The sequence below is a fragment of the Actinoplanes octamycinicus genome, assembly GCF_014205225.1.
GTDB lineage: Bacteria > Actinomycetota > Actinomycetes > Mycobacteriales > Micromonosporaceae > Actinoplanes > Actinoplanes octamycinicus.
Map to the genome: position 1 here is coordinate 6,191,031 of NZ_JACHNB010000001.1, position 18,812 is coordinate 6,209,842.

Genomic DNA, 18,812 nt, shown 5'->3' on the forward strand with positions numbered 1-18,812 from the left:
GCCGGCCGGATTCCGGGTCCCTGCGGGAGGTCGGTCAGCGGGGCGGGCCCGCGTGGCGGACGGTGCGTCCGCGGGGGAGGAGCTGGGTGGCACGTTGCTGCCCGGTGGCGGTCAGCTCGGGCCGCCACGTCGTTGAGACGGTGGCGGTCGCGGGTGCGGGGTTGCCGCCGGCGTCGCGGGCCTGTCCCGTCGGCGCCGGGTGGCCGGCCGGTTGTCGCGGCGGGGCCGGGTGCGGGGTGGCGGGTCGGGCCGGTGCCGACGGTTGTCCGGTCACCCCGGCCAGCGGTGTCCGGGGGAGTCCGGAGATCTGGGCTGCGGCATACTGCGGCAACGGAATGCTGAACGTCGCCACGATCAGGGTGGCCGGCGGGGCCGGGCGGGGCAGCTCACCGGGCAGCACCTGCGGAGCGGGCAGCTCAATGTGGGACAGGCCAAGCATTTCCGGCGGGGCGGGTAGCTCGATCTGGGGCAGGCCAAGCATTTCCGGCGGAGCGGGTAGCTCGATCTGCGATAGGCCAAGCATTTCCACCAGAGTGGGCAGCTCGGTCTGGGGCGGGTCGAGCAGTGTCGGCAGAGTGGGCAGGTCGATTCCGGGCAGGCTGGGCAGCTCCGGCGGACTGGGCGGCTGGATCGTGGGCAGCCCGATTCGGGGTAGCCCGGGCAGCTCCAGCGCGCTGGGCAGCTGGATCGCGGGCAGCTCGATGTGGCGCAGCTCCGGCGGGCTGGGCGGCTGGATCGCGGGTAGCTCGATGTGGCGCAGCTCCGGCGGGCTGGGCAGGTGGATTGCGGGCAGCTCGATCTGGGGCAGCTCCGGCATCTCGCGCGTCGCGGGCAACTGGATCCTTGACCGGCCAACCAGGTCCGGCGATGTGGGCAGGTTGCCCTGCGAAAGGTCGGGCAGGGTGTTCGGTTGCCGGGCGACAGTAGTTCGGGCGAGGCTGCGGGTGGTGCGGACAGTGTCCTCGTCGATCCCGGACACGAGCGGCGTCGTCGTGCCGTGCACCTGCCGGAAAGTCTCGTCGGTGTCGGCCCGCACCTGTCGAAGGATGTCGTTCCCCTTGGCCTGCACCTGCCGGATGGTGTCGCTGGCCTTTGTTTTCGCCGGTCGGACGGGCGTGCTTGTCGCAGCTTGTGCCTGTCGGACGGGTGTGCTTGTCGCAGCGTGTGCCTGTCGGACGGGTGTGCCTGTCGCTGGGTGTGCCTGTCGTGTTGCGCCGCTCGCCTTGGCATGTCCCTTCCGGACGGGATCGCTTGTCGCGGCATGCACCTGTCGGACGGTCTCGCTCGCTCGGAGCCGCGGCGTCTGGATCTCCCGCGAGGCCGGGGGCGCCGAGGCGTGACGCTTCGTCGTCGCGGCGACCTTCGGCGAGTGGACCTTCGCTGTCTTGATCAGCCGCTGGCTCTTCGGCGGGTGGGCCTTCGGAAGGGATGCGGCCGGCTTCGAAGCCTTGGCGGCGGCTGCCTTGTTCCTGGCCGAGTCGACCTTGCTCTTGGGCGACTCCTTGCCCTTGGGCGACTCGGCCCTGCTCTTGACTGGGTCCTTGCCCTTGAGCGAGCCGACCTTGGTCTTGGCCGAGTCGCTGCTCGTGACCCGGTCCACTTTGCTCTTGGCTGAGCCCTTGGTCTTGGCCGAGTCGAGCCGGGCTGTCGTGGCGATCTTGCCCAGCGGTTGATCGTCCGGGCCGGTATCTGCACGCGCCGCGTGATCGAAGGCGGCCAGCGCGAGGTAGGCCGTGATGGCTGCGCCGAGCAGCACCAGCAGACGGACAACGCGCCGAGTCGCCTCGGGCGGGTGGTCCTCTCCTCGCGCAGCTCCGCTTCGCATCCCGGAAGACTTACCCGGCCCAAACGCACTGACACTTGTCGATCTCTAAGCGGTGGGCTTCATCACCGCGGGACGTGCCATCGCTTTGCCCGGCGGGCGGCATCCGCCGCCCTCTTCGACTGGTGGGTGGCGTCGGCCGCCTGCTTCGCCCGGCGGGGGTATGGGAGCTCCATTTCGCCCGGCGGCGGCATCGGCCTTGCGCTGCCTCGTAGCGGCCGATGCGAACCGCTACGCACCGGCTGGATCCGGCTACCGGGCGTTTTCATTCGAGCGTTGCCCTCAGAAGGTGAACGACGCACCGGCGGTGTGTTTCGAAGTGGGCGGCAGCGGCAAGACTCTCTCTCATACACCGCCTGGGTGTGTGCGGCAGACGATCCCCGCGCCCGGTCGCGACACGGATGGCCCCCTCGCATGGGGGCCATCGTCGTGTCCGGCGCAGTAATGACGAGTAGGACCGCCGCTGGCAGCGAACCGGTCAGCCACTGGCCTCGGGCGTGCGGTTCCCCATCTCCATCAGCACTGCTCGACTCCTCGACCACGTCGGCGTGCATAGCCGCGTCGAGCGTGTCGAAGACCCGCCTTCTGCGGTGATCAGCGATTCGCCGGCCAGGTGGATTCCGATCGCCTGGCTTGGTGGGATTCGGTCGGTGAATCACGCCGCTTGGTGGAACCTGGCCCGCGGCGGCCGCGTCCGAACCACTGTCGACGCGGCGAAGTGGGGGTTCGGGTGAGCGGTCGTGTGCTGGCTGCGGTACTGGTGGCGGCGCTTGCGTGCGGCGGCTGCGATGGCCGGGCGGTCGAGCCGGACGATCCGCAGCCGGTGGGGGACGGACCGGAGGTTCGGTTCAGCGCGTCGGTCGAGGTGGGGGAGAGGGCGGTCCACGTCCGGTATGAGCTGACCAACACCTCCGGCGAGCCGCTCACCGTGTTCAACCGGGTGCCGTCCTACACGCCGTCCGGGGGTCTGGACACGCCGGATCCGGGCGCGGTGTACGTGGTGGGCTCCACCCTGGACGGACGGGTGCAGATCGCCAAGCGCGTTTTCCCGCGCCCGGACACCGACCGGATGACCTGGGCGATGACGCCGCGGGTCGCCGCCACCGTCGTCGCGGCGGGCGTTTCGGTCGGCGAGGAGTTCGATGTGCCGCTGCCGCTGACCCGGCGCCATCCGTACGGTGAAGACTTCGGCGACGGCCCGATCGCTCTGCCGGACCCGGTGCGGGACGTGGTGTTCTGCCTGGGCGTAGCCCGGCAGGCGGAGGTGGCGCGGTATGCCGGACCGGTGGACGGTCCCAGCCCCGTCGCCGACGAGATCAGCCTGCCGCATCTGAGCATCGTCACGGACCGGCAACACCTGTCATGTTCCGCACCGGCCCGGCTCTGACCGGTTCGCCGAGTCACGTCTGCCGGGCCGGTCCCTGGCCGAGGACCGGCCGATGACCACGGCGGTGGCGCCGTGGAGCGGGTCGTCGAGGTTCCGGCAATGCTTCACGCGGAGTCCGGAGGTCAGCGCGGGGTGGGCGGGATGGTTGCGGCCGGCTTGGACGCGGACGGGGTTGCGTCCGCGATGGAGGACGAGCTGGGGGAGGCGGCCGGGGCGGTGCTCGGCCGGGCGGTCGGGGACGGCGAGGTGGTGCGGGTGGCTGGGGAGGTGGCGGGCGCGGCCGGGGAGGTGGTGCGGGCGGCCGGGGACGTGGACGGCGAGTGCTCGACCGATGGGGCGGGGGACGGCGGCGACGCGGGTGGGGTGGGGGCCGGGTCGGTGGGGCGGAGCACGGCGAAGGCGGTGATGGTGACGGCCGCGGCGGCGACGCCGGCGGTCAGGGGGAGCCACCAGCGGGCCGGCGCGCTCGGGCGGGCGGTGCGGGACGGGGCCGGCTCGTGGCGCAGGTCGCGGCTGGTGACGGCGGCGGCTCGGGCGGACAGCGCGCCGCGCAGGCGTTGTTCCAGGTCGGTGTCGGTCATCTCTCCCCCAGCTGGGCGCGTAGCAGCGTCAGGGCGCGGTGCGCGGTCGACTTGACGGTTCCGGTGGTGATCCGCAGCGTGCCGGCGATCTCCCGCTCGGACAGGCCGGACCAGTAGCGCAGGACGACGACCTGCCGCTGCCGGGTGGTGAGCCGGCCCAGCGCCCGGATCACCTCGCGGTCGCCGGCGCCGAGCAGCGCCTCCTCCTCGGCGGCCGGGGCGGGCTCCGGGCGCGGTGGCAGGTAGGCCCGGGCGATCCGGCGCCGGCGCAGCGCTGACCTGGCCGCGTTCATCACGGCGGACACCAGGTAGGCGTGCGGGTCGTCGACGGCGTCCAGCGCGGCGCCGTGCCGGCGGTAGAGCCGGGCGAAGACGTCCTGGACGATGTCCTCCGCGGTGGGCAGGTCGTCGACCATCAGGACGGCCAGCCGGACCAGCGGCAGGCGGCGCTCCCGGAACAGGTCGTCGATCGCGGGCGCCGCGGCCGCTGCCGTCGCGACCGGCCCGGAGAGTGCCCTCCGGGTCCAGCGCAGCAGCGACGTGGGCATCGGCAGCACAAAGATCACCAAGGGCCTCGCAGGGGGTTCGGGGATGGTGGGCGGACCGGCGGCGCGCCGGCCGGGGGAGCGGCCGGCGCGCGGGACCTCAGGAAGTGCTCGGGGTGGGGGCCGCGGTCGCCGGCCGGGAGGCGGAGGGCGTCGGTGCGATGGTCGGTTTGCGGCCAGCGGGGGACGTGGCAGGTGCGGCGGTCGGTTTGTACCTCGACGGGGACGGCGCGGCGGTCGGCTTGTGCCTCGACGCCGACGGGGACGGTACGGCGGTCGGTTCGTACGCGGAAGCCGTCGGTGCCGGGCTGGCCGCCGGGTCGTACGCGGAAGCCGTGGGTGTCGGTGTGATGGCCGCGGCCGGTGAGGTGGCAGCGGTCGCCACCGGGGATGCGACCGGCGACGTGGTCGCGGCCGGCGCCGGAGCCGTGTCGTCGGCGAAGGCGGCCGCAGCGGAGACCCCGCCGATGGCGACGACGGCCACGGCTCCGGCGGCGATCGCGAGGGTCCGGGTGGTTCTGTGCATCTCAAGCTCCAGCACTGTCGGTCGGTGCACTGTCGCCTGGGAGGACGCCCGAGCCCGGAAAAGGTTGGCGGTCCCGCTGTGACCTGCGCCACAGCGGGACCGCCAGGTGGACTCGCACCTTATCTCTCGCGCACGTGCAGGCCGAAACCGTGGCGTCCGGGCAGTTCCAAGCCCTCCTTCAAGCGCAGCGACGGGATCTCGTAGTCACCGAAGTTCTGCCGCCGGAAGGCGATCGGGGTGGCGGTCTCCAGGGACAGGAGCCGTTCCGTCCACCTCTTCGCGGCGTCCTCGAACTCGCCGTCGGTGATCCGGTCGGTGCCGTAGAGCACGAACGGCGGGAGGACGTCCAGGCCCGGGTAGTAGAGGATCCCGTGGTGGATCGGGAACAGCAGGTCCTCGATCGGGCCGTTGATCCCGCGGTCGGTGTAGTGCGACTCCGGGCCGCCGACGGTGACCGAGAGGATCGCCCGCCGCCCGTGCAGGGTGCCCTCGCCGAAACGGTCGCCGTAGTGGGTCTCGTCGTGGACGCCGACGCCGTACCCGAAATGGAAGGAGAAGACCCGGTCCACCCAGCCTTTCAGGATGGCCGGCATGGTGTACCACCACATCGGGAACTGGAAGATCACGGTGTCGGCCCAGAGCAGCTTCTCCTGCTCGGCCCGGACGTCCGCGGTGAGCGTCCCGGCGTCGAACGCCGCACCGGAACTCGGGATCACCCGCAGCGGGCTGGTGGCGTGCTCGCCGAAGTCGGCGGCGTCGACCGCGGCTTTCCAGTTCATCGCGTACAGGTCGCTGACCCGCACCTCGTGGCCGGCGGCTTCCAGCGTCGCGACGGCGAGGTCCTTCAGCGAGCCGTTCAGCGACCGGGGCTCGGGGTGGGCGTAGACGATCAACGTTTTCATGCCACCGATGCTCGGCCGCGGTGGCCGCGTCGTTCAGGGGCGCTTCGTCCGTCGGACCGGACTTCCTGGTACCGGCAGGACCACCCGCGCGGCGGCCGCCCCGGCGATACTGGGAGCCATGGACGATCTTGCGGGCTTCCTGCGGACCCGGCGCTCCCGGGTCGATCCGTCCGCCGCCGGCATCCCGGCCGACAGCCGCCGCCGCGTCGAGGGGCTGCGGCGCGAGGAGGTCGCGCTGCTATCCGGCGTCAGCGTCGACTATTACGTACGCCTGGAGCAGGGCCGTGCCACCCAGCCCTCGGAACAGGTGCTGGACGCGCTCGCCCGGGTCCTCGGGCTCGACGAGACCGAGCGGGACCACCTCCACCGGCTGGCCTCGCAACGCCGCCGCCGGGCCAAGTCGCCGAGCGGCCGCCTGCGCCCGGAGCTGCTGCGCGTGCTCGACCTGGTGATCGGCGCGCCGGCCCTGATCATGGACCACCGGCTGGACGTGGTCGGCGGCAACCGGCTCGCCGGGCTGCTCTACGGCCGGCCGATCCCGGGGCTGAACACCGCCCGGCACATCTTCCTGGAGGAGACCGAGCGGGGCCTTTACGCGGACTGGGAGAAGTGCACGCTCGACGTGGTCGGGCACCTGCGCCTGGCCGCCGGGAAGTATCCCGACGATCCCCGGCTGGCCTCGCTGATCGGCGAGCTGGCGATGGGCAGCGAGCGGTTCCGCCGGTTGTGGGCGCGGGCGGACGTGCGGGCCCGGGCGCACGGGCGGAAGGCGTACCGGCATCCGCTGGTCGGGCTGCTGGAACTGCACCAGGAGAACTTCGCCCTGCCGGACGAATCCGGTCTGGAACTGATCGTCCTGTCGGCTGCTCCCGGGAGCCCGACCGAGGATGCCCTGCGGTTGCTCGGCACGCTCGGCAGCGACCGGGAGCCCGCGGGTGACGGCCTGCCGGCCGACCGGGTCAGCGGATGACGCGACGCCGGCGGGCGCGCTGCCGGCCGGTCCCTTCCTGACCGGCGCGGGAGGCCGCCCTCGTGGGGCGGCCTCCGGTGGCCGGATCTCAGGAGCCGGTGTAGAGCAGCCGGTTCGGGGAGCCGCTGCCGGGGCTGGTGACCACACCGGTGGTGGCGGCGTTCACGATCGCCGCGTTCACCGTGGTGACCGAGGCTCCCGGGTGGGCGGACAGGTAGAGCGCCACCGCACCGGCGACGTGCGGCGCCGCGAACGACGTGCCGCTGCCGGTGTACGTCGCGGTGTTGCTGGTCCGCCAGGCCGAGGTGATCGAGACGCCGGGTGCGAACAGGTCCAGCACCGAGCCGTAGTTGGACCAGGAAGCCCTGGTGTCGGCGCTGTCGGTGGCGCCGACGGTGAGGGCCTCGGTCACCCGGGCCGGGGAACTGCCGCTCGCGTTCACCCCGGAGTTGCCGGCCGCGATGGCGTACGGGATTCCGGCGCTGATCGACCGCCGGACCGCGGCGTCCAGGGTGCTGCTGGTGCCGCCGCCCAGGCTGAGGTTGGCGACCGAGCGGCCGGGGGTGGCGTTGGCGGTCACCCAGTCGATGCCGGCGATCACCCCGGCGGTGGTGCCGGACCCGTTGTTGTCCAGGACGCGGACGCCGACGACGTTCGCGGTCTTGGCGACCCCGTACGTGGTGCCGGCCGCGACCCCGGCGACGAACGTGCCGTGCCCGTTGCCGTCCTGCGCGACGGTGTCCCCGTCGACGGCGTCGTAGCCGTACGAGGCCCGGCCGCCGAAGTCCTGGTGGGTCACGGTGATGCCGGTGTCGACGACGTAGACGGTGACCCCGGTGCTCGGGCCGTACACGAAAGTGTTGTTGAGCGGGCGGGTCCGCTGGTCGATGCGGTCCAGGCCCCAGGGTGCGCCGGTCTGGGTGCCGGCGATCCGCACCGTCTGGTCGGCCTCGACCGCGGCGACCGCGGGGTCGGCGGCGAGCCGGGCGGCCTGCGCGGCGCTCAGCTTCGCGGTCCAGCCCTCCACGGCGTGACCGAAGACGCGGGAGACGGTGCCGCCGTACCGCCGGGTGATCCGGTCGGCGCGGGAGCGGTCGGCCTCGCCGCTCTTGAGCACCACGACGTAGGAGCCGCCGATCGCGGTGGCGCTGTCCGCGTAGAGCACCGTTCCGGTGGCGGGGGCGGCGAAGGCCGGCGTCGTGAGGGAGAGGGCGAGGGCGGTGCCGGCCAGGATCGCGGCACTACGGGTGGCGGGTCGCATGGTTTCCTCCGTGGTCGCGGCGCCCCGGTCGAGCGCCTGGCGATGACGGTAGGAGGAAACTTTTGATAGATGATCAACGATACATAAGCGTGTTGGTAACGACTTTTGTCGATGATTTCACCCGTTCGGGCGGATAGCCTGGCCGGGTGCCGTGCGGCTACCGTCACACCTGTGGAAGCCGCCGAACGGGGACGCGGCGAGAGCGGAGTGCGCCGCCTGACACTGCGCTCGCGCAACGTCGACGAGGTCCGGGCCTTCGGCGGACGGCACTTCTATCCGCGTGAGTTCCTGCACCCGCTGCAGCGATCTGGAGCGCTCGACGCCCGGTTCAGCGTCATGAGCCTCGGCGACGTGACGATCGGGGACGTCAGCTACGGCGCGGACGTCAGCTACGGCGCGGACGTCACGCTCGGCTACGCGAACCCGGATGCCTACCAGGCCGGTGTCCCGGTTGCCGGGCACCTGGACGCGCGGCAGGGCGGCCGGACCATCGTCGGCGCCGGCGGCCAGGCGCCGCTGTTCCGGGTCGGTGAGGACGTCGTGCTGCGCCGGTGGAGCGCCGACTGCCGCCAGCTCGGCGTGAAGATCGCCCGGCACGCCCTCGACCGGCAGCTCGACGCGCTGCTCGACGGCGCCGGGCAGCGGCCCCTCGAACTGCCCGCCCAGCTCGACATCACCAGCGGCCTGGGCCACAGCTGGGCGGCGCTGATCCGGTTCATCGCAGCCGAGCGGGACAACCCGGGCGGGCTGCTCGACCACGCGATCATCGTGACCAGCCTGCAGGAGAGCGTGACCATCGGCCTGCTGCTGGCCACCGACCATCCGCACCGCGCCATGCTGCTGCGCCCGGCGGCGGCCTACCGCCCGGCGCCCGCGCGGCGCGCGATGGAGGCGATCCACGCCCACCCGGAGCGGCCGTTCACCATCGCCGAGCTGGCCCGCCTCGCCGGCGTCAGCGTGCGCACGCTGCAGGCTTCCTTCCATCGGTACGTCGGGTGCAGCCCGATGGCGTACCTGCGCCAGACCCGCCTCGACCACGTGCACGCCGAGCTGCTCCGGGCCGACCCCGCCGAACGTACCGTCAGTGCTGTCGCGCACCGGTGGGGCTTCACCCACCTGGGCCGGTTCGCTGCCGCCTACCGCACCCGGTTCGGCGCGTCGCCGAGCGACACCCTGCACCGGCCATGACCAGCCGCCTCAGCCGGCGGGCGGCCACCTGGCTCCACCCCGACCGCGCCGGCGGGCTGCCACCGGGTGAGCCCGACCTGGAGCCGTGGGAGTGCGAACTGTTCTAGCCTTTCGTCATGTGAGCGCGGATCCCGTCAAGCCCGCGGAGGTCCCGGTGGAGAGCAAACGCGCGCTGGTGGTGATCCTGGTTGCGGCAGTCGCCGTCGCGGTGGGGATTGTCATCGCGACGTGGAATGGTGAGAAGCCGCAGTCCGGCGAGGCTGCGTTCGCGCCGCCCGGGGACGAGCTGGACCTGGCAAAGATGCGCCCGTATGGCTGGTCGGGATCGAAGTCGGTGGGTACGCGATTCACCGACGGGCTCAACTACCTGCAGATCTCGCCGAACATCGCCGGACCGATCAGGATCGTCTCGGTCGCGCCGCTGCTGGACAACAACGAGACCTTACGTGTCGTCGGAGTGCTGGCCCGGGTCGTGCCGGATATGCTCCCCGCAGGTCATCAATCAGGATGGTTTCAGCAGGACGACGGGTTTCCGCCGGCGAGCCGTGACAACTCCGGTGGCCGTGACCCGCGCGACTTGGTGGTCGACAATGCCGGACACGGCGACGATGTGGCTGTCGAATTCCAGATCGGGTTCGATGTGGTCGGCAATGGCAAGTCGAACAAGGTCGGTGTCGCAGTCGTCTATCAGTACGAGGGGAAGACGAGGCGCTTCGTCATCCCCAGCCACTTGTCGATCTGCGCGCCCGCCTCGGTGACGTGCGCACCGGCAGACGAGTGATCAGCAGCGGAGCCGAGCGCCAGCCCTCCGGCAGGAGTTTCGCCGGAACAGCGCGGGTGGGTCAGCTTGCCGACGGACTGGGCAGCGGGCCGCGGTCCACGAAACTGAACGTGTAGATCGGGTCGCCGTCCCCGACCTCCTGGACGTAGAACGCCTTGCCGTCCCACAGCAGATAACCGCTGGAGTCGTTGTAGATGTAGTACGCCGGCCGCCCGTGGTCGTCCTTCTCCTCGGCGGGGATCAGCTCGAACTGCGTTCCCCGCCCGGTGAAGCATTCCGACTGGGTCAGTTTCGCCGACTCCTCGGTGAGCCGGACACCGAGGCACACCGGACGGTCGGGGGTCGACGCGGCCAGGGACTGGAACAGGAAGTCGACGCCGGCCGGGATCAGCGCGAACTCGGACTTCTTCCCGGTGCCGTCCCCGGCCTCGATCTCGGTGGAGTGCGACTCCATCGCCAGGTCCTTGTTGAGCTGGACGGAGTGGATCAGGGTCTTGCGTTTGCCGTTCCGGATGGCCTGCAGTTTCTCCAGCGGTGACAGCGACCGGGCGGACGGTTTCGGCGCCGGCCGGCTCGACACGGCACCGCCCGGGGACGGCTGGCCGGCGGCGGCACTGCTGGGAGAGGTCACGCCGGTGGCTGTCGCGTTGTCATCGCGCAGATTGCGGATCGCCAGCCCCGTGCCGGTCGCGGCGAGCACGGCGATCGCAGTGGCGAGCACGGGGACCGTACGCCTGCGCTTGGCCCTGACCGGAACCGACGGGAGCTCCGGGGTCACCGGACGTGGCGCCTCGCCCGCCAACAGCAGATCCAGCAGCTGGCGGGCGGTCGGCCGGGCCTCCGGGTCCTTCGCCAGTGTCCATTCGACCGCGCGGCGCAGCGACTCCGGCACCCCGGTCAGATCCGGCTCGCCGGTGAGGATGCGCATCGCCGTCCCGGCGGCCGAGTCGGCGGCGAACGGGCTCCGGCCGGTCGCCGCGAACACCACCACGGCGCCCCAGGCGAAGATGTCAGCGGCCGGGGTGACCGGCCGCCCGTCGACCGGATCGAACCGTTCCGGCGCCATGTACGACACCGTGCCGACCATCTGATCGGTGCGGGTGTGCTGGCTGGTGGCCTCGAACGCCCGCGCGATCCCGAAGTCGATCACCTTGATGCCGCCGCGCGCGAACAGCACGTTGCCCGGTTTCAGATCCCGGTGGATCACCTCGGCGCCGTGGATCGCGGTCAGCGCCGTGGCGATCCCGACGGCGACACCCTGCAGCGCCGCCCCGGACAGCGGCCCCCGCTCCCGCACCTCGACCGCCAGGCTCGGCCCGTCGACGTACTCCACCACCAGGTACGGCGGCTCATGATCGGGATCGGCGTCCAGCACCTCGGCGGTCGAGAACGACGGCACCTGCTTGGCCCGGTTCACCTCACTGCGGAACCGGCCCCGGAACTCCGTCTCGTGCGCGAACTCCGGCCGCACCATCTTGATCGCGACGAGGCGCCCGCCGTCCGTGTCCCGGCCCAGGTAGACCGTGCCCATGCCGCCTTCACCGAGCCGTCCGACCAGCTCGTACCGGCCGAGCCTGGCCGGGTCACTCGGGCGCAGCGGCATGCTCATCTCGGATCCGTCCCCCTCGGCTCTCGCGCCCCGGGAGTCTACCCACGCGGATCATCACCCGCCGGTGCCCGGTCCGCCCGGGAACCGGCCTCAGCAGCGCAGGCCCTCGCGCAGCTCGCGGACCAGGGAGGCGACAACTGCTTTGAGGCTGCCGTCGTTGACCGCCGCGACCTGCAGCTGCCGCTGGTAGCTCGCCCCGCGGTCCACGATGTCCCGCACCGCCTCCAGTTCCGCCGCGCACCCGAGCGCCTCCGCGATCGGTTCCAGGGTCGGTAACAGCTGGTCGAGGTCCTTGGTGACGAGCCGTTCGTCGCCGGCCGCGTTCTGGATGATGATCGCGTCCAGGCCGTAGCGTGCGGCCCGCCACTTGTTCTCCCGGACGAACCAGGGCTGCATCCGGGGGACGGTGCGGCCGGCGTCGATCTCCCGGGAGAAGTGCTCGACCAGGCACTGGGTCAGCGCGGCGAGCGCGCCGATCTCGTCGGCGCTGGAGATGCCGTCGAAGGTGCGGATCTCGATGGTGCCCCAGCGCGGCGACGGGCGGATGTCCCAGCGCAGCTCGTTGAGTTCCTCGATCACGCCGGTGTGCTTGAGGTCGGCGACCATCGTCTCGAACTGTTTCCACCTGGCGAACTGCGGTGGCAGCCCGGCGGTCGGCAGCTGCTGGAACATCAGCGCCCGGTTGGAGGCGTACCCGGTGGTCTCCCCGGCCCAGAACGGGCTCGACGCGCTGAGCGCCTGGAAGTGCGGGAGGTAGGTGAGCAGGCCGTCGATGATCGGGAAGACCTTGTTGCGGTTCTCCACCGCGACGTGCACGTGCACGCCCCAGATCATCATCTGCCGGCCCCACCAGCGGGTCCGGTCGATCAGCGTGTCGTAGCGTGGCTTGCCCGGCGTGACCTGCTGCTGGAACCACTGGCTGAACGGGTGGGTGCCGGCCGACATCAGGTCGACGCCCATCGGCTCGGCCACCGTGCCGGCCCGCTCCACCAGCCGGGTCAGGTCGGCGACCGCGTCCCGCACCCGGTGGTGCGGCGCGCTGACCACCTCGATGGTGTTGGTGAGCAGCTCGGTCGTCACGTGCGGGAACCCGTCGGCGGCGCCGATCCGGGAGATCAGCTCCGGCGCGGCGGGCGCCAGCTCCCCGCTGCGCCGGTCGACACAGGCGATCTCCCACTCGATCCCTAGACGCGATCGCTGCGATGACGAGAAGTCGATCTTCATATCGGGACTCTTTCGGCCGGGGCCGTTCCCGTCATGTTATATCGATGAATCCGATCAGTCCGGCATTCCCGCATACCGGAGGCGACCCAGAGCCCATTCACAGATCAACACCAGGATTCGCGTACGCCGAGGAGCCCGGTCTTCGCCCTCGCTAGGAGGTGACCCCGCGATCGAGCAGCTCACTGTGGTGTGCAACGTCGTGGAGTCGCGCGCCGGGCGCCGCGAGGTCCCCGTCGAGGAAGGCCGCCGGCAGCGTCCGGCCACCGATGTCCCGTAGCGCGGTGCGCCAGCCTCTTCCCGCTGCCCGAAGTGGCGGAGCAGGCGGCGGACGAAGTCCGGGTCGGGTGGGGTGACTTGCGCACCGTCGCGCCGATCCGCACGACGTCGCTGACGAAACCGCCCGTGCCTCAGGCCGGGCGCTGGTCGGCGGCGGATTCGTTGTCCAGGATGGTGGTGCGGATCAGTTCGGCGTCGCGGCCGACCCGGTCGGACTCGTCGCGGTAGGTGTGGCAGGCCTGCTCGTCGCCGGCGCGTTCGGCGTTCGCGGCCAGGTTCCGCAGCATGGTGACCTTCTCCTGCATGGCGCTGACCGCGGTCCACAACGCCGTCTCGATGCTGTGGTCGGTGGCGGCGACGAAGGTCTGCGGCGACCAGGAGTGGCCGACGTGGCAGGCGTAGTGGACGGCCTGGCCGGTGCGGATCTCGTACATGCCGCCGCCGCAGTCGGGGCAGCTCAAGGCGATCGGCTTGCTCGGCACCGCACCCTCCGTGTGACCCTCGGCGATCATGTCGGTCTCCCAGACCAGCGCGGGGTCCGGCTGGCCGGCGTCGCCGACCGGCCGGCCCGCCATCTCCGCGATCAACCTGGCCAGCCCGGCGGCCGGCGCCGTGACGGCGGAGGGGACCGCCGACAGCGCCGCCGCCGGCATGCCCGGGAACCGGGCCTCATCCGGGTCCTGGACCAGTGCCGCTCCACCGTGCTGGGCGATGGCGGCCAGTCCGGCGGCGCCGTCGTCCAGGCTGCCGGACAGCACGACACCGGCGACCCGGGGACCGCACCATCGGGCGGCGGCCCGGAACAGCGCGTCCGCCGCGGGCCGGGCCCGGTTCTCCCGCGGTCCCGCGGTGAGCCGCAGGATGCTGTCGTCGTCGATGATCAGATGCCGGTCCGGCACCGCGACGTACACGTGGCCGTTACGGGCCGGCTCGCCGTCGACCGCGGCGCTCACCGGCAGGGCGCAGTCCTTGCTCAGCATCTGCGCGAGCGTGCTGCGGGCACCGGGTGCCAGATGGGTGACCACCAGGACCTTTGCCGGCAGGTCGGTCGGCAGCCGGGCCAGCAGGGTGCGCAGCGCGGCATGCGCACCGGCGGAGCCACCCATCACGATCACGTCGCGCCGCTCCATCTGCCTCCGCTCGCCCGGGGGATCCCGTCCCGGCGCGCATTCCCGGATCCCCGCCGGTCAACCCGGAAGGGCCGGGTGAATGCCGGAGAGGTGCCCGGGCGGTCACCGGCATCGGTTTAGCCGGCGGCGTCCGGGGCAGCCACCGGGCATGGAACCCATCGGTGACCCTGACGAGGAGACCGGCGACTTCGCCGAGGAGCACGAACTGACCGAGGTCACGCCGGAGGACGGCGACGACGGCGAGACGGAGAGCCCGGCGCGCTGGTCCGGCCGCCTGGAGCAGGACGGTTTGCCGTAACGGTGGTGGGTGGCTGGGTGCCGGTCAGAGCTGACGCAGGACGGCGTCCGCCTCGGCGCTCAGTGTGGTGTGGTGCTCGGCGGCGCGCTCGTACAGCATCGTGTAGGCGGCGTCGCGGTTGCTGACGCCGTGCTCGGTGAGCGCCTGGACCGCGCGCCGGACGATGGTGCGGATGGCCAGCGCCTGGGCGTACCCGGTGAGCAACTCGGCGGCTCCCGGGTCGGACACCGGGGGAGGGTCGATGCTCAGGGACAGCTCCCGGCTGGTCGAGTACAGGTGGGCGACGGCGGTGATCAGCGGTTCCATCGTGGCGCTGTCCCGGCCGTACAGGTTGAGCGCGGCGATCGTCGTGCCGCGGCCGTCGTGGAGCGGCACCGAGACGGTCGCCCGCAGCCCCAGGGCGGGCGCCACCACGTGGAAGCCGGGCCAGTCCATCGTGGTGCCGGTGTCCGGCACGCCGACCGGTTCGCCGGTCTCCAGGGCCTGCAGGCACGGACCGGCCCGGTCCGCGATCTGCGCCTCGTCGACCGCTGCCGCGATGTCGCTGCTGGCCGCGACGATGGTGTACTCGTCGCCCTCCAGCGTGGTGACCGAGGCGTAGTCCGCGGCGGCGACCCGGTCGACGGCGAGCGCGGCGATCATTTTCAGCCGGGCTTCGATGCCGGACACGTGCCCCGGGGTCTCGGCCAGGGCGACGATCGCGTCCGCCAGCGGGCCGTGCTGGGCCGGCCAGACCTGCTCGGGATGCCTCGGTGTCGCCATCGATCGCCCTTCGTCGCGGTGCGTGTTGCCGGCGGGTACCCGATAGATGACGGCGTACGCGATCCGGACTCTGCAAGTTCTTGCAGATTTTTCTTTCGTGCCCTCACAGGAAAGGGCGTGATGGGGCCCACATTGCTCCTCGATGACTCATTTGAACGGCCCGGACCTCGGTCGAACCGCTTAAATTGGTCACATTCTGACTAAGGATGATTACGCCGAGCAATGACGTGACTTGACCGGCTCTGAAAGAACTTGCAGAGTCTGGTGTGGCGTCGCGGGGAGCGCGGCGCCTCCACCGCGATCTGCGAGAAGGAAAAGCGATGCAACGCACCCCTGGGAACACCCTGAGACGGCCGACCCTGGCAGCTGCCGCCCGCATCCTCGTCCTGAGCACGGCCGCGCTGCTCGCCCTGGCCACACCGGCCGCCGCGGCCACCACCGCCGGCACGCCCGTGCTGCGCTTCGCCGCCGACGGCACCGACCGGGTCGACGGGACCCTGGAGGCCGGCCGGTCCGTCCTGGTCGACTACGACCTGGCGCGGCTCGCGCAGTGCCGCAACCAGTACGCCGGCGGCGACGCCTGGGCGATCGGCGTCTACTACCGGATCGACGGCGGCCCGATCGCCACCCAGCCGGTCAGCCGGCTCGACGAGAACCGGCACAACGTCAAGGCGCCGGTCCCCATCGACCTGCCGCTCGGCGCGCACGACCTGGAGCTGTGGTTCCACGCCGGCGACCGGGCCGGCTGCAGCGAATACGACTCCCGCTCGGGCGCGAACTACCACTACGCGATCGAGCAGCCGGCCGTCGCCACCTTCCGCGCCGACTGGTCCGAATCGGTCAGCGGCCCGATCCGCGCCGGGCACGGCCTGGCCATCCGGTACGACCTCGCCCGCCTCCCGCAGTGCCGCGAGACCTACAACGGCATGCCCGCCTGGCGCATCGACGTCCACTACCGCTTCGACGGCGGCCCGGTCCAGTCCCAGGCGCTGACCGGCAGCAGTGGCGAACCGGTCCCGGCGACCGTCGACGTCGCACCCGGGAGCCGGCGGATCGAGCTCTGGTTCCAGGTCACCGGCCAGCGCAGCGGCTGCACCGCCTACGACTCCGACTTCGGCGCCAACTACGCGTACGCCGTCGCCTGATACACCGGAAGGAACCTCACCATGCGCACCCTCGTCCGACTGTTGTTCACCCTGCTGCTCGGCGCCGCCGCCGTGCTGGCCGTCACCGCCGCGCCCGCGTCGGCGTCACCGTTGCCGCCCCGGGAGCTGGGCGCCCCGAATCTGACCGGGTACTGCCAGGCGCAGGGTCACTCCGGCGCGTCGTTGTCCGGTGACACCGCCTACGACTGGCACTGCCGCACCGCGGACGGCCGGGACACCGACATCGCCCTCGACGCGGCCTGCCGCTGGACCTACGGCACCGACCTGGCGGTCGACCGGATCGGCGACTTCCACCAGCCGCGGAGCATCGTCTGCTGGCGGGTCCGCTCGGACATCGTGGCGCCCGACTTCGACCGGTACTGCCGGAGCCTGGGTGCGGACGGCGCGGCGCTGACCGGCGCCACCGTCTACGACTGGCAGTGCACCTCCGGCGGCTCACGGTCCGCGATCGACGTGCTGGCCGCCTGCCGGGAGACCACTTTCGGGTACGCCACCGTCGACCGGTTCGCCGACTTCCACGACGCCCGTTCCTGGCAGTGCCGGGTGTGACAGCGGACTGAGGCTTCGGTACGGCGGGCGCTCCCCGCCGTACCGAAGCTGTGTCGCCGGACCGCCCGGACCCATCGGCTCACCCCGCCAACCGCGGGGTTTCGGTGTTCGCGGCCTCGAACCGGCGCCGTGCGCCCGTCCGGCCCGGACGGATGTCGGGGGTCTGCGGCGGGAGCCGGATGTCAGGTGTCTGCGGTGGCGGCAGGAGGTCAGGTGTCTGCGCTGGCAGCAGGATCTCGGGTGTCTGCAGTGGGAGCAGGAGGTCAGGTGTCTGCCGTGGGAGCGGCACCTCAGCGATCTCCACCGTCATCTGGTCGCGCAGCGATCCGTGCAGGGTGGCGGCCAGCCCGGTGAGCCGCTCGATCTCGGCGAGGATGGCGGCCCGCTCGTCGGAGAGCCGGCTGATCGCCTGGTGGTGGCGGGCCCGGGCGTCGCTGTCGATGGTCGAGGCGAGCAACTGCGCCTCGACGGCGATCTTGTCGGCCTTCGCCCGGGCGGCATCGACCAGCGCGTCGGCCTCGCGCTCGGCGTCGCGGACGTGCGAGTCGGCGAACCGCTGCGCCAAGGTGACGAACGGTGAGGTGCCGGCCCGCGCCGCCGCCTCGCGGGCCTGACGCAGCGCGGCCTCGGTCTCCCGGGCCTGCTGCTCGGTGTGGGCCAGCTCGATCCGGTGCTGCTCCAGCCGCGCCACCAGGTCCTCGGCCGACGGCCTGCTGTGGCGCAACTGCTCGCGCATGTCCCGGTTCTCGGTCTGCAGGCGGGTGAACTCCCGCTCCACCTCGGTCAGGAATGCGTCGACCGCGTCGCCGTCGTAGCTTCGCCGCCGAGAGGGCGCGGGGCGGAAAACCGCGTCGCGGATCCGCGAGGAGGTAAATAAAGCTTTCTTTTCATTCGGGTCGGTGCTGGAACTCGTCATAGCGGTGGCACCGTCTGCAAAATGGTCACCATTCCCCGATCGTGCGGCTGTCACCTGGCACTACGCGGTGGCCGGACGGTCGGATCAACCGACCCTTTCTTAATCGACCTACCTTGGTGTGATCGCTCACATCGCAGCTATCGACGTTGATGGAATAGTGGCGGACCGCGGTCGGATGATGGATATCTCACTTTGACGGTTCTCCGGCCATGTGCATTAATCAAGGCCCTCTCCGCCGAGACACCGATCTGGGGCCGACCTTGTTCGAGTACGCATCGTGACGCCCGCCGGCGATCCACCGCCCCGGCCGCGCCTGCGCGCCGGCCGATGGGTGCCCGACATGTCCGGACGACCCCGCCCGCTGTCGCGGCGCCGGCGTCGCCTGATCGTCGCCGGCGTCCTCGGCGCCTCCTCCGCGCTGGCCGCCGCGGTGCTGCTGCTGCAGCCGCGGATCCAGCTGGTCACGTCCTTCGCCGGCGTGACCCTGCCGCCCGCGACCCACCCCGGCCGGCTCCCCACCTACTCGTTCGCCCCGTCGCCGGCCGCACCGGCCAGTGGCACCGCCACCCGGCAGCGGCAGTCCCCGCCGCATCGCACCTCCACCACCTCGCCGCCGGCCAGCACCGGACCGGTGCCGGTCCAGGTCACCGTCCTTTCGGCCCGCAGCGAGGGCCGGGTGCGGTCGCTGGACGACGAGCGGAGCACCGAGATCCAGTTCGTCAACGACCGGGACGAGCCGGTCGTCATCTACTGGCTCGACTACCGCGGGACCCGGGAGCGGTACGCCGTGCTCGGCAGCGGGAAGACGCGCCAGCAGCCGACCTTCGTCAGCCACCCGTGGGTGATCACCGACCTCACCGGGCGCGCCCTGACCATCTTCCTGCCCGCCAGCCGGCCCGCCCGGGCGACCATCACCTGA

19 protein-coding genes are annotated in these 18,812 nt (G+C 71.7%); 9 read left to right on the forward strand and 10 right to left on the reverse strand.

Going from position 1 to position 18,812, the window contains the following annotated elements; translation table 11 throughout:
* Positions 1 to 34: 34 nt before the first annotated feature.
* Positions 35 to 1,756 (reverse strand): hypothetical protein, encoded by a 1,722-nt coding sequence (locus tag BJY16_RS27315; protein WP_185042423.1) that lies wholly within the window; start codon positions 1,754 to 1,756, stop codon positions 35 to 37.
* A 679-nt stretch (positions 1,757 to 2,435) separates the two neighbouring features.
* On the opposite strand from BJY16_RS27315, the gene BJY16_RS27320 reads away from it, so the two are divergent.
* Complete coding sequence (locus BJY16_RS27320) at positions 2,436 to 3,209, forward strand: hypothetical protein (protein ID WP_185042424.1); 774 nt, start codon at positions 2,436 to 2,438, stop codon at positions 3,207 to 3,209.
* A 122-nt stretch (positions 3,210 to 3,331) separates the two neighbouring features.
* Here BJY16_RS27320 and BJY16_RS48590 read toward each other — a convergent pair whose 3' ends face one another.
* Together BJY16_RS48590 and BJY16_RS27330 are read right to left on the reverse strand one after the other, a co-directional pair.
* A complete protein-coding gene (locus tag BJY16_RS48590; RefSeq protein WP_185042425.1) occupies positions 3,332 to 3,790 on the reverse strand; it encodes a hypothetical protein in 459 nt (152 codons plus the stop codon).
* The gene (locus tag BJY16_RS27330) at positions 3,787 to 4,338 is read right to left on the reverse strand and encodes an RNA polymerase sigma factor (RefSeq protein WP_185042426.1); all 552 of its coding nucleotides are present in this window, start codon (positions 4,336 to 4,338) and stop codon (positions 3,787 to 3,789) included. The genes BJY16_RS48590 and BJY16_RS27330 overlap by 4 nt, the downstream gene beginning before the upstream one ends.
* A 113-nt stretch (positions 4,339 to 4,451) precedes the next feature.
* On the opposite strand from BJY16_RS27330, the gene BJY16_RS27335 reads away from it, so the two are divergent.
* Positions 4,452 to 4,943 (forward strand): hypothetical protein, encoded by a 492-nt coding sequence (locus BJY16_RS27335; RefSeq protein WP_185042427.1) that lies wholly within the window; start codon positions 4,452 to 4,454, stop codon positions 4,941 to 4,943.
* 37 nt (positions 4,944 to 4,980) lie between these two features.
* Here BJY16_RS27335 and BJY16_RS27340 read toward each other — a convergent pair whose 3' ends face one another.
* A complete protein-coding gene (locus tag BJY16_RS27340) occupies positions 4,981 to 5,763 on the reverse strand; it encodes an NAD(P)H-dependent oxidoreductase (protein WP_185042428.1) in 783 nt (260 codons plus the stop codon).
* A 118-nt stretch (positions 5,764 to 5,881) separates the two neighbouring features.
* On the opposite strand from BJY16_RS27340, the gene BJY16_RS27345 reads away from it, so the two are divergent.
* Positions 5,882 to 6,733: a helix-turn-helix transcriptional regulator gene (locus BJY16_RS27345; protein ID WP_185042429.1), complete on the forward strand. Its 852-nt coding sequence runs from the start codon at positions 5,882 to 5,884 to the stop codon at positions 6,731 to 6,733.
* 88 nt (positions 6,734 to 6,821) lie between these two features.
* Here the strand turns inward: BJY16_RS27345 and BJY16_RS27350 are convergent, their stop codons facing one another.
* Positions 6,822 to 7,994 (reverse strand): S8 family peptidase, encoded by a 1,173-nt coding sequence (locus BJY16_RS27350; RefSeq protein WP_185042430.1) that lies wholly within the window; start codon positions 7,992 to 7,994, stop codon positions 6,822 to 6,824.
* Between the two features lie 171 nt (positions 7,995 to 8,165).
* Here BJY16_RS27350 and BJY16_RS27355 point away from each other — a divergent pair, with 171 nt between their 5' ends.
* The gene (locus BJY16_RS27355; RefSeq protein WP_185042431.1) at positions 8,166 to 9,182 is read left to right on the forward strand and encodes an AraC family transcriptional regulator; all 1,017 of its coding nucleotides are present in this window, start codon (positions 8,166 to 8,168) and stop codon (positions 9,180 to 9,182) included.
* Positions 9,183 to 9,300: 118 nt separating this feature from the next.
* The gene (locus BJY16_RS27360; protein ID WP_185042432.1) at positions 9,301 to 9,963 is read left to right on the forward strand and encodes a hypothetical protein; all 663 of its coding nucleotides are present in this window, start codon (positions 9,301 to 9,303) and stop codon (positions 9,961 to 9,963) included.
* A gap of 61 nt (positions 9,964 to 10,024) precedes the next feature.
* On the opposite strand, the gene BJY16_RS27365 is transcribed toward BJY16_RS27360, so the two are convergent.
* From BJY16_RS27365 to BJY16_RS27375, 3 genes are all read right to left on the reverse strand, one after another.
* The gene (locus BJY16_RS27365) at positions 10,025 to 11,572 is read right to left on the reverse strand and encodes a serine/threonine protein kinase (RefSeq protein WP_185042433.1); all 1,548 of its coding nucleotides are present in this window, start codon (positions 11,570 to 11,572) and stop codon (positions 10,025 to 10,027) included.
* A 90-nt stretch (positions 11,573 to 11,662) separates the two neighbouring features.
* Complete coding sequence (locus BJY16_RS27370; protein ID WP_185042434.1) at positions 11,663 to 12,796, reverse strand: glutamate--cysteine ligase; 1,134 nt, start codon at positions 12,794 to 12,796, stop codon at positions 11,663 to 11,665.
* 407 nt (positions 12,797 to 13,203) lie between these two features.
* Positions 13,204 to 14,202: a chemotaxis protein CheB gene (locus tag BJY16_RS27375; RefSeq protein ID WP_185042435.1), complete on the reverse strand. Its 999-nt coding sequence runs from the start codon at positions 14,200 to 14,202 to the stop codon at positions 13,204 to 13,206.
* Between the two features lie 148 nt (positions 14,203 to 14,350).
* On the opposite strand from BJY16_RS27375, the gene BJY16_RS27380 reads away from it, so the two are divergent.
* On the forward strand, positions 14,351 to 14,500 hold the full coding sequence (locus BJY16_RS27380; protein WP_185042436.1) for a hypothetical protein: 150 nt from the start codon (positions 14,351 to 14,353) through the stop codon (positions 14,498 to 14,500).
* Between the two features lie 24 nt (positions 14,501 to 14,524).
* Here BJY16_RS27380 and BJY16_RS27385 read toward each other — a convergent pair whose 3' ends face one another.
* Positions 14,525 to 15,262, reverse strand: a complete 738-nt coding sequence (locus tag BJY16_RS27385) for a GAF domain-containing protein (RefSeq protein WP_185042437.1) — start codon at positions 15,260 to 15,262, stop codon at positions 14,525 to 14,527.
* 320 nt (positions 15,263 to 15,582) lie between these two features.
* On the opposite strand from BJY16_RS27385, the gene BJY16_RS27390 reads away from it, so the two are divergent.
* The gene (locus BJY16_RS27390; RefSeq protein ID WP_185042438.1) at positions 15,583 to 16,407 is read left to right on the forward strand and encodes a DUF6209 family protein; all 825 of its coding nucleotides are present in this window, start codon (positions 15,583 to 15,585) and stop codon (positions 16,405 to 16,407) included.
* 21 nt (positions 16,408 to 16,428) lie between these two features.
* Entirely contained in the window at positions 16,429 to 16,977 is a 549-nt protein-coding gene (locus tag BJY16_RS27395) for a hypothetical protein (protein WP_185042439.1), read from the forward strand.
* 79 nt (positions 16,978 to 17,056) lie between these two features.
* Here the strand turns inward: BJY16_RS27395 and BJY16_RS27400 are convergent, their stop codons facing one another.
* Positions 17,057 to 17,893 (reverse strand): DivIVA domain-containing protein, encoded by an 837-nt coding sequence (locus tag BJY16_RS27400; RefSeq protein WP_185042440.1) that lies wholly within the window; start codon positions 17,891 to 17,893, stop codon positions 17,057 to 17,059.
* 340 nt (positions 17,894 to 18,233) lie between these two features.
* Here BJY16_RS27400 and BJY16_RS27405 point away from each other — a divergent pair, with 340 nt between their 5' ends.
* Entirely contained in the window at positions 18,234 to 18,812 is a 579-nt protein-coding gene (locus BJY16_RS27405) for a VHL beta domain-containing protein (protein ID WP_185042441.1), read from the forward strand.